The organism is Helicobacter sp. MIT 05-5294 (assembly GCF_000765675.1).
Lineage (GTDB): Bacteria > Campylobacterota > Campylobacteria > Campylobacterales > Helicobacteraceae > Helicobacter_D.
The window spans coordinates 119,872-135,837 of the sequence record NZ_JRPA02000003.1 but is presented as its reverse complement, the minus strand read 5'-3'; the positions used below and the strand labels follow the sequence as shown (position 1 = coordinate 135,837).

Here is a 15,966-nt window from a genome sequence, read left to right as displayed (position 1 = left end):
TTTTGGATTCGGATTCAAGTAGAAAAAATTATAGCAAAAAAGCCCAAAAATGGGCTTTAAGTTATTGCAAAAGTTTAAGGACATTTTGTTGCACTTGGTTGGCTTGTGCCATCGCAAAGCTTCCTGATTGTGCAAGAATGTTTGTTTTAGAGAAGTTTGCAGATTCACTCGCAAAATCCACATCGCGGATTTGAGATTCCGCAGACTTGACATTGACTTGAGTTACGGTGATGTTGTTAATAGTTACTACAAGTTGTTGTTGCACAGAACCCAAATCCGCTCGGATTCTATCTAGGTGTTCTTGGGCAGATTGTGCCATATCCATAACCGCCATTGCGCCTTCCATACTCGTTACACCCGCTCCGATTCCGCCTTTGTTGACAAAAGCTACAGAAGTGTTGTAGTTTGCACCAATCGCAGAAGCGATATTTGCGCCAAACTCACCATTGACACTTCTAAGATTGACGGTGTATTGTGCCAATCCTGAACCTGCTTGAATGTTTGTTGCTCCAGAGTGTAAGCCAACTTGAGAGAAGTTCGTGCCAGAGACTAAAATATCTCTTGCATTGAGGCGAATCAAAGTCAAGCGTCCAACAATCGCGTGGGTTGAGCCTGAAACACCGGCAAATGATCCTCCACCAAGAATTGAAGCACCACTTGCAACTTGCACAGAGATTGCTCTACCATCGTTAGCCGTGAGTTGTAATGCACCCGAGATACTAAGAGAAGCTTGCACACCGGTGCGTTCTTTTTGTGCGTTAATCGCATTGATGAGGCGTCCATCATAGTCGTTTTTGGAAACATCATTAATATCACCAATATTGATTCCATTAATCACTAATCCGCGCACGGTTCCAGAACCGATTGCCGTCGCGCCTTGTCCTTGCACGATATAAGTAGAACGAACGCCTAGAACATCAGAGTTTTTGTTGATTGCCTCTGATAATGCGCCGATTCCTGTCCCTGCTGAAGTGGAGATTTTGATAGATTCAATGGCGTAGTTGTTTGTGCCATCAGTATTTAAGAATCTAAGCGTAACTTCAGTAAGGCTATCCGCTCCTGCACTCACAGACATTTCTGCTGCTGTTTCGTAGCGCACATGCCCTATTTTATTGGAGTTTGTTGGTTGGATAGAAGCTTTTACAGTGGTATTAGAATAAGCACCAATTTGGAATTCTTTGTTGGTAAAAGCACCAGAGAGCATTTGTTGTCCGTTGAAACTTGTTGTGTTTGCGATATTGTCCAACTCTTCCATAAGTCTTAAAATATCACTTTGAAGTGCGTTTCTTGTGGTTTTTGTTTGCCCATCTTGTGCTGCTTGTGTTGCTTTGGTTTTAATTGTATCTAAGATTTTGATTTGCTCGTCCATCGCTTTATCAGCGGTTTGAATCATACCGATTGCGTCGTTTGCGTTGTTGGTTGCTTGACCTAAAGCGGCTGCTTGAGAGCGCAAACTATCGGCAATCGCCATACCTGAAGCGTCATCTGCTGCTTTGTTGATTCTAAGCCCAGAGCTTAATTTTTCTAGTGATTCCGACATATTGCGGTTATTCACGATTCCTGAAGTGTGTGCGTTAAGCGCATTCACATTGGTGTATATCCTATAACTCATTATGCATCCTTTGCAAAAAATAAATTTGCAAAAGCTAAAGCAAAAGGTGTTCCACTTTTTGAATCGGATTCTATTATGGTGTGATACAGAATCCACAAAATGCTATGCACTCGCCCTTTGCGTTGCGATTCTTGCAATGACGACTTGGAAAAATTCTCTGAAGCGTAATATTATGGATTTGCATAGCGCGGGTGAAATTTGTTTCACAAATTGCATGACACGAAGTCTAACGACTTCTCGCAATGGCAAAGTGACGGGATTTTGGGTTGCTTTATATTGTATTTTTGGATTGAAATATGCTCACAATGAAGCATATTTTTGAATTTTATTAAAGTTTTGCTAAAATTTGCCGATATTATCAAATCCTAAACTCAAAAGAATAAAAATGCAACCAACTCAAGAAATTTTGCAAGAAACTCTAAAAAGGCTTCAAGAAGCAAACGATAAAAAAGCATTCCAAGAAGCAATCGTGTGGATTCGCGCATTGGGCAAAGAAGAACAAGAAAGTTTAGCGCAAGAAGTGAGACTAGAAATCATCACGCTTTTGCGCCAAAAAACATTAGAGCTGATTTATCAAAAGGGCGACATACCGGATTATAATATTCTATGGTGTTATGGAATTTTTGGGGATTCTCAAGCGGATTATGCCAATAAGATTCCGCAAGATAATAGGTTTAATAGCTATATTGACTTGGCAAACTATATCCAAACAACAGAATCGGATTATGAAAAGGTGATGATTATTTCTTGCGTGAGTGTGGCAATGCTACTTAAAGGTGAGGGAGAGAGGGCTATCCGATTCTTCTTGCGTCATATTATTTATGTAAGCCTTGCAGAAATGTATATGGAGGGCTTAAATACCTTTGCGTTGGATTTTCTTTTCTATTATAAGATTCCGATTGATTGGATTTTGGAGGCGCAACGCGAGGCGTTGGAATCTGAATCTTTTTATCAGCTAAACGACCACGCGAAAAAGTCTATTTTTTTGTGGAGTATGCACATTTTTTGGAATGTCAAGCATTATTTCAATGAATTAAAATGGCGCGAGAATTTCCCTGTGTGGCTTGGAGTGCTAAAGCGGCTTTTGGAAATGGGAAATTTGGATTTGGCAATGTATGTGCAGTTTTATATCTATCATAAATTCGGCAATAGTGCACAAACGCAAGAGGATTGGCAAGAATATAATGATAAGATTGTGAAGCTTGTCGAGCCGTATTTCGTAGAGTATGGCAAGAATCTACCCAAATGCAAAGCAAAGATTGACAACACGCAAGGGCGCAAAATCAGAATTGGAATCCTAAAAGATAGAATCGTAGAAAATTCTCCTTATAAGGTAGAATATTCGCTCATTAAGTCGTTGCTTGGAGATGAAGAGTTTGCAAGCAAGTATGAAATTGTTGTGTATTCTATGGCTTATATCCAAAAAAGCATTGATGATATTAAAGCAATGCAGGCTTTAGTGGAGATTGGCGCACAAGTGATTAGCCCAGCCTATGGACTAATCCAACAATATAGCTATTATGTCCCACATCTTCAAAAAGCACTCACGCTTCGCAGTCGTATCCTAAGTGATGAAATAGATATTCTTATCTCCACGGGAACGATAGATGGGAGTGATTTTTTGTTTGCGACAAGGAGTGCGCCTAAACAGATATTATGGAGCCATGGGAATGGACGCTACGATATTACGGGGATTGATGAGAGGATAAGTCATTTTCTGCAAGAAAGTGATTTTGAGTTTAAGACATTTAGTGTTGCAATGGATCAAGAAAAATTCTATAATCCTCCCATAAATCCAGAAATCATTGAACAAGAAAAAGCAAAATATCCAATCAAGAAAAACACAATCGTGCTTGGTGTGATTGGAAGATTGATTAAAGTCGATAGTGAGGAATTTTTGCAATGTATCGCAGAAGTGATGAAAAAGCATAAAAATACGATTTTTATCGCTGCGGGTTCTGGGAATATCCCTGTGATTCGTGAAAAAGTAGAGAGGCTTGGAATCTCGGAGCGATTCTTTATGCCCGGGTTTGTCAATCCACATATCTATGGGCATATTATTGATATATTTTGCAATACATTTCCTCACCAACAAGGTGAGAGTATGTCGGAGTTTGCTGCAAAAAATAAAATCTATAATTTTTATTTAGTAACCTCCTTAATGAGTATTGATGAGTTTCGTAAAAATCGTCTTAAAAGACTACAAGCATATAAAGAAAATTATAATATTTTAGATAAATTCAAAACCAATAAACCATCTTTTGATGAATTTGAGAAATACTTTTGGAGATTTGTTGATAGATGCTTTACAGATAAGCAATCTTGCATAAAAAGCGTAGATAGTATGGTAGAAGACTATGAAAGTGAAAAAAAAGAAATGATACTTAATTGTTTGTGTAGCATGAATTTGCTTGAAAGATATTTACAATCTCAAATGGCAGTTGATTCATTTAGAAAAGTAATAGAATAAATTAGGAGATGTCAATGACGCCGTCAATTCTACAACCACTTTTTCAACAATGGAGAGAAGAGGGGCTTTCGTTTTGTGTAACAAGTGAAAACTATAATAGAAGTGATTTATTAGGGAAATCAGATTCTACCTCTGCGGGGGGGGGGGGGATTTTTAGCTATCCTTTTGCGCATTTGATTGAATCATCGGGATATTGGCAAGAAAGCAATCATTATAATGAAGAGCCACCCACTTTTTTAACAAAAGATTTAATAGAAAGAATTGCACTTCATTTGATGAAACATATTAAACCAAAAGTTATTTATTTGCAGGTTACTACAAAATGTAATTATTTATGCCCTATGTGTCCATTTCATGGAAGTGGTTATGAGGGAAAATATTTTAAAGACAATCCAAGTCTAAAACCACAGAATATGCCACTAGATGAGGCAAAAAGATATGTTGATAAAATCGTTGATTATGGGGCTAGTGTGGTTGCAATGTCTCCAGAAGCGGAGTTTTTCGTTTATCCTTATTGGGAAGAAATCAGTCGTTATATCAAATCAAAAGGATTAAGAATTAGTGCTACCACGAATGGTTCTTTGGTAAATGAAGAAGCGATTGCAAAATTAAAAGACATTGGTTTTGATGAATTGATATTTTCTATAGATTCTGTCAATCAAGAGACTTATGCAAAAGTTAGAAGCCCAAAAGAAAAAGATTATCAAACTGCAATTTCAGCTCCTATTCTTGCAGCAAAAGCAGGTATTCGCACACAGGTTCATTTCGTGCAGCAAAAACCAAATCTTGGTGAAAAAGAGGAAGTTTTTTCTTATTATAAAAATGCAAATATTCATTCTATTACTTTTGGGATTGAGTTGCATACAGAGGCGGATAGAGAACAAACCTTAATGCCAATCGAGAGAAAGCAATACATTCATGGTTTGTGTGGAGCTTACAATAATCTAGTCATTTTAATAGATGGGAATCTTGTTTCATGTTGTGGTTTTGCAAATCGTTATAAATATATTAAATCTAAATTAGATGCTTTTTCTTTGCGGGAGCATTCCATAGCCGAAGTATTATCTTATCAACATTCTTTGTTGGCTAATAAAGATAAAGATGTAATGGGTTTATGCTGTAATTGTGATTTGTATCAAATTGCTTTTGAAGCTCAAAAAGAAATTTCAGTCCAAAAAAATTATGTTATAATCAAAAAAGCAATATCCGAATATCATCTTAGGATTCCAAAAGAGTTGGAAAGCATACCTGATAATTTATTGTCTTGGATGTATCAAAACAATATTATCACAAGAATGAAGCAGGATAAAATTCTATAAAAGGCTTATTAATGACGCCGTCAATTCTACAACCACTTTTTCAACAATGGAGAGAAGAGGGACTTTCGTTTTGTGTAACAAGTGAAAACTATAATAGAAGTGATTTATTAGGGAAATCAGATTCTACCTCTGCGGGGGGGGGGGGATTTTATTTAGATACCCCAACCAAGAGCTTTTAGAAACTAATGGAAGTTGGATAGAACAGAATAACTACCAAGAACTCCCACCAAAATTTTTACCTAAATGGCAAATAGATGCGATTGCAAATATTCTGATACTTCAAAATAAACCAACAAACATGATTACTTTACAAACTACAAGTTATTGCAATTACTTTTGTCCAAAGTGTCCTTGGCATGGGGATAATGTATTTTCTAAGGAATATTATCGAAAAAATCCAGAATTAAAACTCAAGCATATGCCATTAGATATGGCAAAAAACATTGTAGATAAGATTGTAGATTATGGTATAAAAACCATAGGATTAACGCCCCAAGGTGAGTTTTTCTTATATCCACAATGGGAGCAGTTATTAGAATATATTACCAAAAGTGGTGTTAATGCCTCCGTGTGCAGTAATGGTTCTTTATTGAATGCAGAAACCATAAGCAAATTAAAAAATTTTAACATTAAAACATTAGCAATTAGCATTGATACATTGAGATGGGAAGTGTTCAGAAAGATTCGGAGTGATAATAAAAAACTCTTTGAAAACACAATAAATTCTCTTTTTAGACTTGAATCTATGCCATTTCGTACACAAATTAATTTTGTCGAAGGTCTAGACAATTGCGGAGAGTTTGATGATATATTTGAATTTTATAAAAAGGCGCGTGTTGGTTTGTTTTTTAAGTTGCGTGAAATTTCGTATGAGCAACGAATATCAAAAACTAGTAAAAATAGTGAATTCCCAATCAGTATATGTGAGGGGTTTGGAGACTATATTGTTGCAGTAGATGGGAATGTTTTGGCTTGTTGTTATATGGCAAATTATCCTAAAATACTAAGCAATAAGGCACAAAATCTGAAACACACTACTTTGGAAAAAGCTATTAATGCAATCAATGATGAGTTTATAGATAATAGATTAAATGGTTTGTGTTACGATTGTCCAGCATACAGGGCTAGAGTAATACAGAAAGAATCAATAAGTATTAATGGTTCTTACGCGATAATGAAAAATAGAGTATTTGAGACTTATGTGGCTATCCCGCAGAAGCTTTCTTGTTTGCCTGATGATGTGCTAATTTATATGTTTCAAAATAATTTGGTTGCCAAGATGAAAGCCGATAAAATCTTAGATTATTAATTTTGTATTTTTTAAGCAAGTTTAAGGGATAATAAAAGCGTTTATATTTTTAAAAGGTTGATTGATAAATGGTTTTTATTCACCCCACAGCCAATGTTGCCAAGGAAGCACAAATAGGGGCAGAAACTAAAGTTTGGCAGAATGTTCAGATTAGAGAATTTGCCCATATTGGTGAAAAGTGTGTAATTTCTAAAGATGTGTATATTGCAGAAAATGTCTCTATTGGGGCTAGGTGCAAGATTCAAAATGGAGTTTCTGTATTTCAAGGAGTTACACTAGAAAATGATGTTTTTGTTGGACCAGAAGTATCTTTCACTAATGATAAAATTCCAAGAGCTTTTAATGAGGATTGGGAGATTACCCCAACTCTCGTTAAAGAGGGTGCAAGTATTGGTGCAAACGCTACAATTGTATGCGGAATCACGATTGGAAAATATGCAATGGTTGCTGCAGGAAGTGTAGTTACAAAGAATGTAGAAGATTATAGTCTTGTAATGGGGAATCCAGCCAAGCATTATAGTTATGTTGATAAAATAGGCAATAAAGTAAAAGTTCAACCAAATGAATAATCAAAGTATTAAAATTGGTTTATTAGGCGTAGGTAGAATGGGGCAAAACCATTTGCGCATTTTATCTATGCTAAAAGATGTCGAGATAAGTTTCATTTATGATATTGCTGAAGATGTCGCTAAAAATATCGCTATACAATATCAAGTCCCCTTCTCAAAGAATCTTGAGGAAGACTTAGAAAAAGTAAATGGTGTGATTATTGTAACACCCACTTTTACACATGGTGAGTATTTTTTTAGAATTGCTCCATTTGTCAAAAATATTTTCATTGAAAAGCCATTGGCTCATACCTTAGAGATGACGCAAAAGATTGCTAGTTATGTGTTAGAGCATAACATATCATTGCAAGTAGGTTTTATAGAGCGTTATAGCCCCGCTGTTGCAGCTTTAAAAAAAGCAATTCATAATAGTGGGTCTATTATTAATATGGATTTTACTAGGACTAATAAAATTAGCAGTCGCATCACAGATGTAGATGTTGTATTGGACTTGATGATTCATGATATTGATTTGGCATTAAGCCTCAATGGGGACATTCAACATGTTTATGCTTATGGTTGCTACCAAAATGATATGATAGAATTTGCAAGGGCTGTTATGACGCATAAAAATGGTGTTTTCTCTACGATAACGGCGAGTCGCATTACAGAAAAACGAATGAGACAAATTAGTGTTACTTGTGATAATATGTATGTGGATTGCAATCTTTTAAGTAAAGAAGTTTTCGTGAATAAGCAGTCTTTAGAACAATATCTTGAAAATGTGTCGATAGTGTCCAAAACAGAAACAATTGATGTTAAACCAAGAGAAGCACTCTTGTTAGAATTGATAGATTTTATTGAATTGTGTAAAGGAAATAAAAAGGATTTTGCCACAGCACAAGACGCGTTAAAGGCAATGGAAGTTGCCTGCAATATTCAATCTCAAATTAAAAAGCACCATGATGAATCCATATACTAGAACACCAATTAAAGGAAGCATAATTTTAGTTACAGGAGGAGCCGGCTTTATCGGTAGTCATTTGGTTGATAGACTTTTGGAAGAAGAGGCTAAGCAAGTTATCGTTGTAGATAATTTTTTTTTAGGAAGTGAGGAAAATCTACAATCTGCCATTGCAAAAGGAATTATTCTTTATAAAGATGATATGGAAATTGCTTCATCAGTGGAATATATTTTTGAGCGACATAAGATAGATATTGTTTTTAATTGTGCAACAAAAGCTTTGAATTACTCCTTTGTAAATCCAAAAAATAGTTTTGATGTCAATAGCACTATAATGCTGAATCTCTTGGAAGCACAAAGGAAAGGTTTGTTTAAAACTCTTGTCCATTTTTCTACTTCAGAAGTGTATGGAAGTGCAGTTTATGAGCCAATGGACGAACAGCACCCTATTAATCCAACAACAACTTATGCGGCAGGTAAAGCTGCTGCAGATATCGCATTGAAAAGCTGGGTTTCTATGTTTGGTGTAGATTCTTTTATTGTGCGTCCTTTTAATAATTATGGACCAAGACAGAATTATAAAGGTTATCTAGCGGGCGTGATTCCAATTACGATTTATAGAATTTTAAAGGGATTGCAGCCTGAGATTTATGGCACAGGTTTGCAGAGTAGAGATTTTATTTATGTTGAAGATACGATTGACGCGATTATTAAGGTATATCCTTTGATGTGTAAAGGGGAAAGCGTTAATATTTCAACAGAAGGACAAATCTCCATTAGAGAAGTTATTCATAAGATAGTAGAATTTATGGATTATCAAGGCAATATCTTAGAAAAGCCTGCTAGAAATTCTGATGTGGAATGCCATAATGCAAGTAATGCAAAAATCAAATCCTTGATTGATTACCAACTTACTCCTTTTGATGAGGGGTTGAAGAAAAGCATACAATGGTATAGAGGAGCTATACAATGATAAAGCTTATTCAGCCTTATATCAGTTTTGATGAAGTAAAAAAGGATTTTGAAGAAATTTTTGATTCGGGTTGGCTGACAAAGGGAAAGTATATTCAGCAATTTATGCAAGATTTGCAGCACTATATAAATATCAAATATGCTTATGCGACAACATCGGCAACTACGGCTTTAAGTGTTTGTCTAAAAGCATTAAATATTCAAAGTTGTGATGAAGTGATTGTTTCTGATTTTTCATTTCCAGCCACTTCTAATGTGTTGGAAGATTTGGGGATTAAACCTGTTTTTGCTGATGTTTGCCTTTCTAGTTTTAATATGTTGCCAGAGGAATTAGAGAGAAAAATATCTAATAAAACAAAAGCTGTTATTTTTGTGCATGCGTTAGGAAATCCTAGCGGTATTTCTCGTATTCAAGAGATATGCAAATATTATAAGATTCCATTAATAGAAGATGCAGCTTGTGCAATTGGCAGTAGTGAATTAGGTATAAAGGCTGGAGCTTTTGGTGATTTGGGTTGTTTTAGTTTTCATCCTCGCAAACTTCTAACAACAGGGGAAGGTGGAGCAGTTGTTTTTAATAATCAATGCTTTGAGCAATTTTTTGAAATTAAATTAAATCATGGTGCAGTTTATCATCAAGGAAAATTTGATTTTATAGATTTTGGCTATAATTATAGACTTCCTGAATTACAAGCGGTTATGGGTATAAAACAACTAAAGAAGCTTGATAAAATTATCCAAGAAAGAAACCAAATCCGAGAAGTGTATATTCAGTATTTAAAGCCTCTAGGATTCCAAGAACAAGAAATTAATCAAAATGTGATATTTAATGTTCAGTCTATGGTTTTTGTTGTCCCTAAGAATATCAGCAGAAACGATTTGATAACTTATTTATATGAAAATGGTATAGAAAGCACACTTGGCACTTATTGTTTGAGCGGAACGAGTTTTTCTAAAAGCAAATATAAAGATGTGCAAAAAAATGCAAAATTTTTGGAAGATTCTACTTTGACACTTCCTTGTTATCAAGGAGTTGATGTGGAATATATTTCTCAAACTATAAAGAGGTTTTTAACTAAATAATGGAAAGAAAAATTCTACAATTTAAAGAAAAGATTTTAAAACTTTTTGTAAAATTAAGAGATAACAAAAAGCTGAAATATAATAGAGTTATGCCATTAAACGAATATTTTAATGATCGCTGGGAAAAAGCAAGTTATTTAAAGTGGGGAGAGGGGAGCAATTGTTATGATAATGTGTATATTTTTGGCAATGTGGAAGTAGGAGAAAATACTTTTGTTGGTCCTTTTTGTATTCTTGAGGGAAGTGGTGGATTGAAAATTGGTAAGTTTTGTTCCATTTCCGCTGGGGTGCAAATTTATACACACAATAGTGTGCAATGGTCATCTAGTGGTGGCAAAGAATCCAAAGTATATGCGCCTGTTGTGATTGAGGATAATTGCTACATTGGTCCTAATGCTGTGATAAGTATGGGTGTTAAAATCAGTAAGGGTGCAGTTGTTGGGGCATGTAGTTTTGTAAATAAAGATGTCCCACCTTATACAAAAGTCGCTGGGTGTCCAGCAAAAATTATAGGAGGAATTATGAATCAAAATAATAGTAATCCTGCGGGGGGGGGGGGGCATTTAGTCGCTTTTTTGCTTCACTCCAAACCACTTCTAAAAAAGTGGCATAGGAGGGTAGCATGAGAACTCCAAATTTTATCATCGGAGGGGCAGCCGCAGGAGGAACGAGCTATCTTTATGAGTTGCTCATCCAACACCCCGAAATTTATTTACCACAGCAAAGAATCCCAGAACCTCATTATTATTATAAAAGTTGGGAATACGCAAAGGGCTTGAATTGGTATTTGAATCAATATTTTAGAAATGTGCCTAATGAGAAGGTTGCCATAGGAGAAAGGTCAAGCTCATATTTATACGGTGGTAGAAAAATATCACAAAGAATCGCAAAGGATTTTCCGGATATGAAATTTATCTTTATGCTTAGGAATCCCATAGAGAGGGCTTGGGGAAATTATAGATTTACAGCATTGCAGGGGTTAGAGGAATTAACTTTCAAAGAAGCTCTTTTACAAGAAGAAAGAAGGATTGGGGAATCTCAAGGAATATGGAGCGAGATTCAGCCTTATGACTATACTGGTAGGGGATTTTATGCTAAGCAGCTTAAAGAATTTTTAGAGTTTTTTCCAAAAAGGCAAATTTTGTGTATTAAGTCAGAATCGCTTAATAATAATGATTTGTCGTTACTACCAAAAATTTATGAGTTTTTGGGATTGGAGAATACCGATTTTGTTTCATGTATCGCGCCAAATCATACAAGTTTTAGTGTGATTGATGTGAGGTTGCAAAAACAACTTAGACAACATTTTGGCGATAGAATTTTCTCGGAGTTAATGCAGTCTATACGGAAAGAGGAAGCAATAGTAGATAGCGAAGAAAGTGAATGGATTTTGAAATTAAAAAACAACATTAAAACTGCAAAAGATAGGATTCCAGAAGAATGCTTTGAAATACTTAAAGAATCTTTTGGTAGTGATATTGAAGAATTAGAAAGTATGGTTGATTTCAGTGTTGATGATTGGCGGTATCCTAGTAAGTAAATCATAAGAACTTGTAGAATTTAAAGTTTGAATTTTTGGTTAGTATTTTTTGGCAGGATTCTTTTTTAATCTGATATAATTTCGTAGATATTTTATTTTTAAAAGTGTTGTAAATATAATGGAGTTTGGTTTAGTAGGCGAAATTAATCCCATTGAATCTATTTCTTTTCAAAAATTTTTTTTGACTTTTGATATTGATTGGGCAAGCGATGAAGTGTTAGAATATAGCATTGGATTGCTGGAGAGAGCAAATGTGAAAGCAACTTGGTTTGTTACACATAAGACCCCTTTGCTTGAAAGATTAAGAGGCAATCCACTTTTTGAATTAGGGATTCATCCAAATTTTAATCCATTATTAGAAGGGGATTTTTCTTATGGAAGAGATTATAAAGAGGTTTTGAGGTATTTTTTGGATATTGTCCCAGAGGCTAAGACTATGAGAAGCCATTGTTTAGGGATTTCTAGTAGAATCTTGAGTGAAGCTAAGAAATTAGGTATTACACATGAAAGCAATCTTTGTATTCCAATGATGGCTCATAATTCTTCGGGGGGGGGGGGCTTTTTGCAGCCTTATGAGAATTGGGAGGGACTTATTAGATGTCCTTATCATTGGGCGGATGATGTTGCTTGTATGTATAAAAATAAGATTAAAACAAGCAAGATTGCAAAGAATTCCTATTTAATGTTTGGATTCCACCCTATTCATATTTTTTTAAATACTGAAGTCTTAAGTCGTTATGAAAGTGCTAGAGGTTATTTCCAAGATTATAATTTGTTAAGACAATATCAAGGAGATTCTCCTAATGGAAGCTGTGCTCTCTTGGGTCGTCTCTTAGAATTACAATAAAACAAAAAATAGGATTGTAGAATGGTTCTTAATTTGGATATGGATAAAATTTTAATTGAACAATGGGGTGTGGAATATCTTGGTGGGGTAGAATCATCAATTCAAAATACAATGAGTTATGCCGAAAATAAAGCATTTTTTCTCAAAGCAATTGCCAATCCAAATATTATGGCTCTTCTTACAAAGAAAGTAATTTATCAGGAATTGCAATCTTATATTCAAAGAGAAATAATGATATTTATCACAGAAAATCCTAGATTTTATTTTTGGAAGATTCATAATCAATATGGAGGAATCTTTAAGAAATACATTTGTGATATTAAAAATTATCGTGGTAATAATGTCAAAATTCACCCAACGGCTTATGTTGAGGACAATGTTTATTTGGGTGATAATGTTGAAGTTGGAGTGCATGCATATATTGCGTCTAATTCTTATGTTGGGGATAATTCTTATGTTGGCAATGGTGTTGTTGTTGGAGCACAAGGGCTAGAATTGGCTTATAATGGATATGAAAAAGTAATGATTCAACGTTATGGTGGGGTGAAGATTGGTAATAGTGTAGATATTATGGATAATAGCGTTGTTAGTAAGTCCGTATGGGGAGTTACGGAGCTTCAGGATTCTGTTTCTATTGCTGTGCTTTGTAATATTGCAGCAAATTGTATAATAGGCAAGGCAACTCGTATGTCTGGAAATTGTTTGATAGGAGGTAGTGCTAAGCTTGGAGAAAATGTTATTTTGGGTCCTTCTGTAACTATTAAAGATGGAATCAGTATAGGCTCAAATTCAAGAATTAGAATTGGTAGTGTTGTAGTGCAGAGTTTTCCAGAAAATTCGGATGTTTCTGGAAATTTTGCATTTGATCATATTAAAAACATTCGTTTGTTCGCAAGGAATAAAAATGGGCAATAATATTATTACTCTTGATGGTTTATATTTTTTGGGCAATCGTAATTATATCCAAGGTGGCACGATTTATGAGGCTATTTTACCTAAAATCTCGCAGGTTTTTTCTAAGCTCGTTAATCTTGATTTTACCTATCGGGCGATTATTTCAAAAGATCTTATATTTTACGAAAAACAACAAAACAACAAAGAAATTAAAGTTGTTTTAACACTAGAAAATGAGAATGGAAAATATAGATTTTATGGTTATCATCAAGAAGATGCTAATGATATTCAATTAAGGATTCCTTATGATGAGGAAGAAATCTTAAGAACTGCTAGGATTAATAATAATGGGATTTGCTTAAAAGATTTTAAGCAGCAAATATCAGTCGTTAGGTATGTTATTGCAATGAATAAGGCATTGCTTAGTTTCTTGTTTAAGGACGATATAAAAGACTCTAAATGGTTTTTGTCAAGATTGACATTAAATCAAATGATTGATGAGGGTAAGATAAAAGAGATATGCCTAAAATATTGTTCTAAATTTGAATTTCAGATTGTCAAAACAGAAATTTTCGTCAATCAAATAAGTGTTGGTTTTATTTATTTTTCTCTCAAAGGAAGTAATTATGTTTCTTAATGATTTATATAGTGATTTTGTTTTCAAGGCGGAGCGTAACTATGTGCATGGAACGACAATTTACGATTTCCTATTAGACAATATTGAAACTATTGTCGGGGGGGGGGGCTTTTGCAGCTTGATTTAGTGCTTCATAAACTTGCACATAAGAATCTTTGTTTTACTACGGAGAAACCACAAGATTTAGAAGATATTGTTTTGGCTTTAAAGTGCCGAAATCAAGAAGAAATGTTTAAAGTTTTTGCAATAGAATATGAAAAACCCATTGTCAAACGAGTTCCTTATAATGAAAATGAGGTTATTAAACAAGCCGCTTTTAGTAATAATCAAGCTATGGTCTTGAAAAATAGCGATTATTCTTTCATAGAACATCTTGTTTCTTTGAATAAGTCTTTACTTTTTAAGATTTTTGACGATATTAATGGTAAATTTTATTTTTCTCGACTTGAGTTTGAAAGTGGGTTTATAAGAGATTTTGAATCTATGCAAATTTCTTATTTGTCTCACTTCAATCATCGGCTTTTTAAAACAGCGGTTTTGGTTGATAATAAAAAATTAGGGTATATTTATTTTTCTTGCAAAGGGAGCTAACATTGGTAGGCATAGAGGAAATAGCAGGATATATTCCACAAGGTAGAATCTCAAATGATGAGTTGGCTAAACAATATAAATTAGAAGAAAATTTTATCCGAGAAAAGATAGGTGTTATCAACCATTCGGTAATGGGTGTTGATGAAACAGCAATGGATATGTGTTTGAATGCTTTTAAGAATTTACAAAATAAAGTAAATGTAGAAAATATTGATGCTGTTGTGGTGGTTACGCAGAATCCTGATTTTAAGCTTCCGCATCTCTCTGCTATGTTGCATAAAGAATTGGAAATGTCTAAAAGCGTGGCTTGTTTTGATATTTCTTTGGGGTGTTCTGGGTATGTTTATGGCTTGTCTATCATGCAGTCTTTTATGGAAGCAAATGGATTCAAAAGGGGATTGCTTTTTACAGCTGACCCGTATTCTCGTATTGTGGATAAAGATGATAAAGACACCTCTCTGCTTTTTGGCGATGGAGCTTCTGTAACACTTTTGAGTGAAAATGCAAAATTTCATTCTAAAAGAATTTTGTTTGGCACTGACGGTTTGGCTGGCTGGGATTCTTTGATTTGTCGCAATCAAAAACTAGAAATGAATGGGAGGCAAGTGTTTAGCTTCGCCGCCACAGAAGTTCCAAAACAGATTCAGCGACTCTTAGAAATGGAAGATATGAAGATTGTTGATATTGATTTGTTTATTTTACATCAAGGGAGTCGTTATATTGTCAAAACAATTCAAAAGCGTTTGGGTGTAGAAGAATCCAAAGTGCCTTATGAGATTTTTGATTATGGAAATACGATTTCATCATCTATTCCATTGATATTGGCGAATCATCTCCACAATCAAAATATCAAAAAAGTAGTTTTGAGTGGTTTTGGTGTAGGATTTTCTTGGGCAAGTTTAGTTTTAATAAAGGAGTAAAAATGGAAATTAGCAAAAAAATGATTAGGGAAATTTTGAAAGAAATTGATATTTTAGGCGAGGTTGATGAATTGTCCGATGATTTAGGGCTTGTAGAACAAGGTGTGGATAGCTTAGATATGGCAAATCTGTATCTAAAACTAGAAGAACATTTTGGCATTAAAATACCGGATTCTGATTTGCATTTGGTGCAAAGCATTAAGAATATAGAGGAATACATACAAAATAAGTTAGGATAAATAATGAGGATTATGCTTGGG

At 34.6% G+C, this 15,966-nt stretch carries 19 protein-coding genes; 18 read left to right on the top strand and 1 reads right to left on the bottom strand.

The genetic code is table 11. The annotated features are described in order from the left end of the window. Positions 1-61: 61 nt before the first annotated feature. On the bottom strand, positions 62-1,612 hold the full coding sequence (locus LS69_RS02885; RefSeq protein ID WP_138121906.1) for a flagellin B: 1,551 nt from the start codon (positions 1,610-1,612) through the stop codon (positions 62-64). A 58-nt stretch (positions 1,613-1,670) separates the two neighbouring features. Here LS69_RS02885 and LS69_RS02880 point away from each other — a divergent pair, with 58 nt between their 5' ends. From LS69_RS02880 to LS69_RS02805, 18 genes are all read left to right on the top strand, one after another. Beyond that, positions 1,671-1,934, top strand: coding sequence for a hypothetical protein (locus LS69_RS02880; RefSeq protein WP_138121904.1), 264 nt, complete (start codon positions 1,671-1,673; stop codon positions 1,932-1,934). A 63-nt stretch (positions 1,935-1,997) separates the two neighbouring features. Beyond that, complete coding sequence (locus LS69_RS02875) at positions 1,998-4,082, top strand: glycosyltransferase family 1 protein (RefSeq protein WP_138121902.1); 2,085 nt, start codon at positions 1,998-2,000, stop codon at positions 4,080-4,082. A gap of 14 nt (positions 4,083-4,096) precedes the next feature. Then, on the top strand, positions 4,097-5,401 hold the full coding sequence (locus LS69_RS02870; protein WP_194145384.1) for a radical SAM/SPASM domain-containing protein: 1,305 nt from the start codon (positions 4,097-4,099) through the stop codon (positions 5,399-5,401). 11 nt (positions 5,402-5,412) lie between these two features. Next, positions 5,413-5,580 carry a hypothetical protein gene (locus LS69_RS10325; RefSeq protein WP_194145383.1) on the top strand — a complete coding sequence of 56 codons (168 nt, stop codon included), beginning with the start codon at positions 5,413-5,415 and terminating at the stop codon, positions 5,578-5,580. A 119-nt stretch (positions 5,581-5,699) separates the two neighbouring features. Then, a complete protein-coding gene (locus LS69_RS02865) occupies positions 5,700-6,710 on the top strand; it encodes a radical SAM protein (RefSeq protein WP_138121898.1) in 1,011 nt (336 codons plus the stop codon). A 68-nt stretch (positions 6,711-6,778) separates the two neighbouring features. Continuing rightward, positions 6,779-7,279 carry an acyltransferase gene (locus LS69_RS02860; protein ID WP_138121896.1) on the top strand — a complete coding sequence of 167 codons (501 nt, stop codon included), beginning with the start codon at positions 6,779-6,781 and terminating at the stop codon, positions 7,277-7,279. Continuing rightward, positions 7,272-8,240: a Gfo/Idh/MocA family oxidoreductase gene (locus tag LS69_RS02855; protein ID WP_138121894.1), complete on the top strand. Its 969-nt coding sequence runs from the start codon at positions 7,272-7,274 to the stop codon at positions 8,238-8,240. The genes LS69_RS02860 and LS69_RS02855 overlap by 8 nt, the downstream gene beginning before the upstream one ends. Then, positions 8,224-9,195, top strand: coding sequence for an NAD-dependent epimerase/dehydratase family protein (locus LS69_RS02850; RefSeq protein WP_138121892.1), 972 nt, complete (start codon positions 8,224-8,226; stop codon positions 9,193-9,195). Before LS69_RS02855 ends, LS69_RS02850 begins: the two co-directional genes overlap by 17 nt. Then, complete coding sequence (locus tag LS69_RS02845) at positions 9,192-10,277, top strand: DegT/DnrJ/EryC1/StrS aminotransferase family protein (protein ID WP_138121890.1); 1,086 nt, start codon at positions 9,192-9,194, stop codon at positions 10,275-10,277. The genes LS69_RS02850 and LS69_RS02845 overlap by 4 nt, the downstream gene beginning before the upstream one ends. Next, complete coding sequence (locus tag LS69_RS02840) at positions 10,277-10,903, top strand: acyltransferase (RefSeq protein ID WP_138121888.1); 627 nt, start codon at positions 10,277-10,279, stop codon at positions 10,901-10,903. Before LS69_RS02845 ends, LS69_RS02840 begins: the two co-directional genes overlap by 1 nt. Next, a complete protein-coding gene (locus tag LS69_RS02835) occupies positions 10,900-11,817 on the top strand; it encodes a sulfotransferase (protein WP_138121886.1) in 918 nt (305 codons plus the stop codon). Before LS69_RS02840 ends, LS69_RS02835 begins: the two co-directional genes overlap by 4 nt. Before the next feature lie 118 nt (positions 11,818-11,935). Beyond that, a complete protein-coding gene (locus LS69_RS02830) occupies positions 11,936-12,664 on the top strand; it encodes a hypothetical protein (RefSeq protein WP_138121885.1) in 729 nt (242 codons plus the stop codon). Between the two features lie 21 nt (positions 12,665-12,685). After that, complete coding sequence (locus LS69_RS02825) at positions 12,686-13,579, top strand: hypothetical protein (RefSeq protein WP_138121884.1); 894 nt, start codon at positions 12,686-12,688, stop codon at positions 13,577-13,579. Next, positions 13,569-14,195: a hypothetical protein gene (locus LS69_RS02820; RefSeq protein ID WP_138121883.1), complete on the top strand. Its 627-nt coding sequence runs from the start codon at positions 13,569-13,571 to the stop codon at positions 14,193-14,195. Before LS69_RS02825 ends, LS69_RS02820 begins: the two co-directional genes overlap by 11 nt. Continuing rightward, entirely contained in the window at positions 14,185-14,322 is a 138-nt protein-coding gene (locus LS69_RS10320) for a hypothetical protein (protein ID WP_194145382.1), read from the top strand. Before LS69_RS02820 ends, LS69_RS10320 begins: the two co-directional genes overlap by 11 nt. Then, positions 14,307-14,786 carry a hypothetical protein gene (locus tag LS69_RS02815; protein WP_138121882.1) on the top strand — a complete coding sequence of 160 codons (480 nt, stop codon included), beginning with the start codon at positions 14,307-14,309 and terminating at the stop codon, positions 14,784-14,786. Before LS69_RS10320 ends, LS69_RS02815 begins: the two co-directional genes overlap by 16 nt. 2 nt (positions 14,787-14,788) lie before the next feature. After that, positions 14,789-15,706: a ketoacyl-ACP synthase III gene (locus LS69_RS02810; protein WP_138121881.1), complete on the top strand. Its 918-nt coding sequence runs from the start codon at positions 14,789-14,791 to the stop codon at positions 15,704-15,706. A 2-nt stretch (positions 15,707-15,708) separates the two neighbouring features. Then, positions 15,709-15,945 (top strand): phosphopantetheine-binding protein, encoded by a 237-nt coding sequence (locus LS69_RS02805; RefSeq protein WP_138121880.1) that lies wholly within the window; start codon positions 15,709-15,711, stop codon positions 15,943-15,945. The last annotated feature ends 21 nt before the right edge of the window (positions 15,946-15,966 follow it).